This is a genomic window from Tamlana crocina (genome assembly GCF_012037625.1).
The window spans coordinates 1-5761 of sequence record NZ_JAAVJS010000037.1; the positions used below are offsets into that span (position 1 = coordinate 1).

Annotated in this window: 2 tRNA genes and 3 rRNA genes; all 5 read left to right on the forward strand. The window is 49.3% G+C overall.

Annotated elements, in window-relative coordinates:
- Window positions 1-536: 536 nt before the first annotated feature.
- The 5 genes from HC176_RS15375 (at window position 537) to rrf (ending at window position 5743) form a co-directional block, all read left to right on the forward strand.
- Window positions 537-2061 (forward strand): 16S ribosomal RNA (locus HC176_RS15375).
- 156 nt (window positions 2062-2217) lie between these two features.
- Window positions 2218-2291, forward strand: a tRNA-Ile gene (locus HC176_RS15380).
- 101 nt (window positions 2292-2392) lie between these two features.
- Window positions 2393-2466 (forward strand) — tRNA-Ala (locus HC176_RS15385).
- 245 nt (window positions 2467-2711) lie between these two features.
- A 23S ribosomal RNA gene (locus HC176_RS15390) occupies window positions 2712-5529 on the forward strand.
- 106 nt (window positions 5530-5635) lie between these two features.
- Window positions 5636-5743, forward strand: a 5S ribosomal RNA gene (gene rrf, locus HC176_RS15395).
- Together the 16S, 23S and 5S rRNA genes with 2 tRNA genes alongside form the textbook arrangement of a ribosomal RNA operon.
- Window positions 5744-5761: the final 18 nt, after the last annotated feature.

Sequence of the window (5761 nt, forward strand, 5' to 3'; positions counted from 1 at the left end):
GTTGCGCCCGAAGCCAAAAAAAACCTGAAAAAAAAGCGCCAAAAAGTTTGTTTGGAAAAGAAAAAGGGTGGTATATTTGCAGCCGCTAAAAACGGCACATGCCAACAAGCGGAGTTCATAGAAATAACGGTTCAGCCACGCTTTTTTAAGCCTCGAATAAAATCGAAAAAAAAATAAAAAAAAAGCTTGCCGGTAACAAAAAACATCGTATGTTTGCAGCCGCTAAAACAGCAGGTCTGTTGGAGGTGGAAACGTTCACACAAAGGTTGTTTTTTATCGCCGCAGCGGCCGGAAAAATTTTCCGAAAAAAAACCGAAAAAGTTTTGTGGAGTTAAAAAAAGGGTTTTATATTTGCACCCGCTTAACAAGGAAACGAGTTGAGGAAAGAGAAGATAAGTTCATAGACATATTGAATTGACAGCGTAAGATTCGGACTGGAAACGGTCCGGGTCAGCAGAGAGAATAAATCATTTTTGAGCACCTGGAAATCCTAACTTAGGAACGTTAAGAAACAGGCCGCAAGGCCAAAAGATTTAACGATGAAGAGTTTGATCCTGGCTCAGGATGAACGCTAGCGGCAGGCCTAACACATGCAAGTCGAGGGGTAACATGGAAAAGCTTGCTTTTCCGATGACGACCGGCGCACGGGTGCGTAACGCGTATGCAATCTGCCTTTTGCTACTGGATAGCCCAGAGAAATTTGGATTAATACAGTATAGTATCGTATTGCCGCATGGTATTTACGATTAAAGGTCACGGCAAAAGATGAGCATGCGTCCTATTAGCTAGATGGAGTGGTAACGGCACCCCATGGCGACGATAGGTAGGGGCCCTGAGAGGGGGATCCCCCACACTGGTACTGAGACACGGACCAGACTCCTACGGGAGGCAGCAGTGAGGAATATTGGACAATGGGCGGAAGCCTGATCCAGCCATGCCGCGTGCAGGAAGACTGCCCTATGGGTTGTAAACTGCTTTTATACGGGAAGAAACCGCTCTACGTGTAGAGCTCTGACGGTACCGTAAGAATAAGGATCGGCTAACTCCGTGCCAGCAGCCGCGGTAATACGGAGGATCCAAGCGTTATCCGGAATCATTGGGTTTAAAGGGTCCGTAGGTGGACGATTAAGTCAGAGGTGAAAGTCTGCGGCTCAACCGTAGAATTGCCTTTGATACTGGTTGTCTTGAATCATTGTGAAGTGGTTAGAATATGTAGTGTAGCGGTGAAATGCATAGATATTACATAGAATACCGATTGCGAAGGCAGATCACTAACAATGTATTGACACTGATGGACGAAAGCGTGGGTAGCGAACGGGATTAGATACCCCGGTAGTCCACGCCGTAAACGATGGATACTAGCTGTCCGGACTTCGGTCTGGGTGGCTAAGCGAAAGTGATAAGTATCCCACCTGGGGAGTACGTTCGCAAGAATGAAACTCAAAGGAATTGACGGGGGCCCGCACAAGCGGTGGAGCATGTGGTTTAATTCGATGATACGCGAGGAACCTTACCAGGGCTTAAATGTAAGTTGCATAGTTTAGAGATAGACTTTTCTTCGGACCACTTACAAGGTGCTGCATGGTTGTCGTCAGCTCGTGCCGTGAGGTGTCAGGTTAAGTCCTATAACGAGCGCAACCCCTGTGGTTAGTTGCCAGCGAGTCATGTCGGGAACTCTAGCCAGACTGCCGGTGCAAACCGTGAGGAAGGTGGGGATGACGTCAAATCATCACGGCCCTTACGTCCTGGGCTACACACGTGCTACAATGGTAGGGACAGAGAGCAGCCATGTCGCGAGGCAGAGCGAATCTATAAACCCTATCACAGTTCGGATCGGAGTCTGCAACTCGACTCCGTGAAGCTGGAATCGCTAGTAATCGCATATCAGCCATGATGCGGTGAATACGTTCCCGGGCCTTGTACACACCGCCCGTCAAGCCATGGAAGCTGGGAGTGCCTGAAGTCCGTCACCGCAAGGAGCGGCCTAGGGTAAAATCGGTAACTAGGGCTAAGTCGTAACAAGGTAGCCGTACCGGAAGGTGCGGCTGGAACACCTCCTTTCTAGAGAAAGACGTCCTAGGGGAAGTTTCCAAAGCACAGAGATGTTTATTCTCACTGCTGTCAATTTAAAATATACTAGTTGTTAGTTTCTAGTTGTTAGTTATTCGTATTAACGACCGATAACCGATAACGGGAGACCGATAACCGAAGAGTAACAGTCTCATAGCTCAGCTGGTTAGAGCGCTACACTGATAATGTAGAGGTCGGCAGTTCGAGTCTGCCTGAGACTACAACATCGCAGGATGTTAAGTTCATTAAATACTGAAAGGAAATTCTAGGAGCAGAGGATTCTAAATTCGTAATTCTGAATTCACAATTCTGAATTTCAAATGGGGAATTAGCTCAGCTGGCTAGAGCGCCTGCCTTGCACGCAGGAGGTCATCGGTTCGACTCCGATATTCTCCACTGGGCAGTGCCTAGGGACGATATAAATTGTTTCAGAGTACTGCACGAATAGCACTGATAATTTTTTATCGGTGGCGATTCGCCACGTTCATTGACATATTGAAAAAAGATACATGAAATTAAAAGTTAAAGAGATTTAACTTTAGCAATAATTCTGGTTTTTTGCATCACTACGAGCGATGTAAATGACCGTAAATCGATTGAGGAGACTCAATTTGATTGAACTCATAAAAAAGCAAAAAGTACAATAAGCTAAACAAGGGCGTATGGGGAATGCCTAGGCTCTCAGAGGCGATGAAGGACGTGATAAGCTGCGAAAAGCTGCGGGGATCGGCACATACGATTCGATCCGCAGATATCCGAATGGGGCAACCCAGCATGTTGAAGACATGTTATCCGCAAGGAGGCGAACCCGGGGAACTGAAACATCTAAGTACCCGGAGGAAGAGAAAACAAAAGTGATTCCGTTAGTAGTGGCGAGCGAACGCGGATTAGCCCAAACCGGTGCTGTTACGGCAGTGCCGGGGTTGTAGGACTGCAATGTTCGAGTTGTGCTGAACTGGAACGCTCTGGAAAGAGCGACCATAGAGGGTGATAGTCCCGTACAGGCAAAAATCAACGAGATAGCAGTATCCTGAGTAGCGCGGGGCACGTGAAACCCTGTGTGAATCTGTGGGGACCATCCCATAAGGCTAAATACTCCTGAGAGACCGATAGTGAACCAGTACCGTGAGGGAAAGGTGAAAAGAACCCTGAATAAGGGAGTGAAATAGAACCTGAAACCATACGCCTACAAGCGGTCGGAGCCCATTAGGGTGACGGCGTGCCTTTTGCATAATGAGCCTACGAGTTACCGTTGCTGGCAAGGTTAAGGCATTAAGTGCCGGATCCGTAGCGAAAGCGAGTCTGAACAGGGCGTGCAGTCAGTAGTGGTAGACGCGAAACCGTGTGATCTACCCATGGGCAGGGTGAAGCTGTGGTAACACACAGTGGAGGCCCGAACCGGTTGACGTTGAAAAGTCTTCGGATGACCTGTGGGTAGGGGTGAAAGGCCAATCAAACTCGGAAATAGCTCGTACTCCCCGAAATGCATTTAGGTGCAGCGTACTGTTAGTTTTATAGAGGTAGAGCTACTGATTGGATGCGGGGGCTTCACCGCCTACCAATTCCTGACAAACTCCGAATGCTATAAAATGTTGCAGTGCAGTGAGGGCATGGGTGCTAAGGTCCATGTCCGAGAGGGAAAGAACCCAGACCATCAGCTAAGGTCCCCAAATGTATGCTAAGTTGAAAAAACGCGGTTGGACTGCTTTGACAGCTAGGATGTTGGCTTGGAAGCAGCCATTCATTTAAAGAGTGCGTAACAGCTCACTAGTCGAGCGGTCCGGCATGGATAATAATCGGGCATAAGCATACTACCGAAGCTATGGACTTGTAAAAGTGGTAGGGGAGCATTGTAGTGCCGTTGAAGGTGCGCTGTGAGGCGTGCTGGAGGAGCTACAAAAGAAAATGTAGGCATAAGTAACGATAATGCGGGCGAGAAACCCGCACTCCGAAAAACCAAGGTTTCCTCAGCTATGCTAATCAGCTGAGGGTTAGTCGGGACCTAAGGCGAACCCGAAAGGGGCAGTCGATGGACAACGGGTTAATATTCCCGTACCCGCTCCCATTAAAAGTGACGGAGGCGTATATTCGGTGCGTGCTGACGGAATAGCACGTTGAAGCGAGCAGTAATGCCGCGATAGTACACTAAGGCTCCGGCCGCGGTGATAATCCGGAGAAGCGACTTCCAAGAAAAGCGAGGGAAGCGGCCCGTACCCCAAACCGACACAGGTGGTTGGGATGAGAATTCTAAGGAGCTCGAGAGATTCATGGCTAAGGAACTAGGCAAAATAGACGCGTAACTTCGGGAGAAGCGTCGCCCATCTTCGGATGGGCCGCAGTGAAAAGGTCCAGGCGACTGTTTATCAAAAACACAGGGCTATGCGAAATCGAAAGATGATGTATATGGCCTGACACCTGCCCGGTGCCGGAAGGTTAAGTGGAGATGTTAGCTTCGGCGAAGCATTCAAATGAAGCCCCGGTAAACGGCGGCCGTAACTATAACGGTCCTAAGGTAGCGAAATTCCTTGTCGGGTAAGTTCCGACCTGCACGAATGGTGCAACGATCTGGACACTGTCTCAGCCATGAGCTCGGTGAAATTGTAGTATCGGTGAAGATGCCGATTACCCGCTGTGGGACGAAAAGACCCCGTGCACCTTTACTATAGCTTAGTATTGGTTTTGGACAAGTAATGTGTAGGATAGGTGGGAGACTTCGAAGCTGCGTCGCCAGGCGTGGTGGAGTCATTGTTGAAATACCACCCTTTGCTTGTCTAGAGTCTAACCCCGCACAACGGGGGACAGTGCTTGGTGGGTAGTTTGACTGGGGTGGTCGCCTCCAAAAGAGTAACGGAGGCTTCTAAAGGTTCCCTCAGCACGCTTGGTAACCGTGCGCAGAGTGCAATGGCATAAGGGAGCTTGACTGAGAGACCTACAAGTCGATCAGGTACGAAAGTAGAGCATAGTGATCCGGTGGTTCCGCATGGAAGGGCCATCGCTCAAAGGATAAAAGGTACGCCGGGGATAACAGGCTGATCTCCCCCAAGAGCTCACATCGACGGGGGGGTTTGGCACCTCGATGTCGGCTCGTCACATCCTGGGGCTGGAGAAGGTCCCAAGGGTTGGGCTGTTCGCCCATTAAAGTGGCACGCGAGCTGGGTTCAGAACGTCGTGAGACAGTTCGGTCTCTATCTACAGCGGGCGCTAGAAATTTGAGTGGATCTGACCCTAGTACGAGAGGACCGGGTTGGACGGACCTCTGGTGTACCTGTTGTCGCGCCAGCGGCATGGCAGGGTAGCTACGTCCGGAAGGGATAAGCGCTGAAAGCATATAAGCGCGAAACCCACCACAAGATGAGATTTCTTTAAAGGGTCGTGGGAGATGACCACGTCGATAGGCCACAGGTGTAAAGGCGGTAACGTCACAGCCGAGTGGTACTAATAACCCATAGGCTTATTGTACGCCTGTTTTTTTAAGGTTCGATTGTTATTCATGTGATTTTTTTCAATATGTTAAGATATTTGCGCACAGCGCGGTTGGTGTCCGGTAGGACCGCAACCTAAAACTTAAGGTGGTTATAGCGACGGGGCTCACCTCTTACCATTCCGAACAGAGTAGTTAAGCCCGTTAGCGCCGATGGTACTGCATTTGCGGGAGAGTAGGTCGTTGCCTTTTTCAGGACCCTTCACTTAT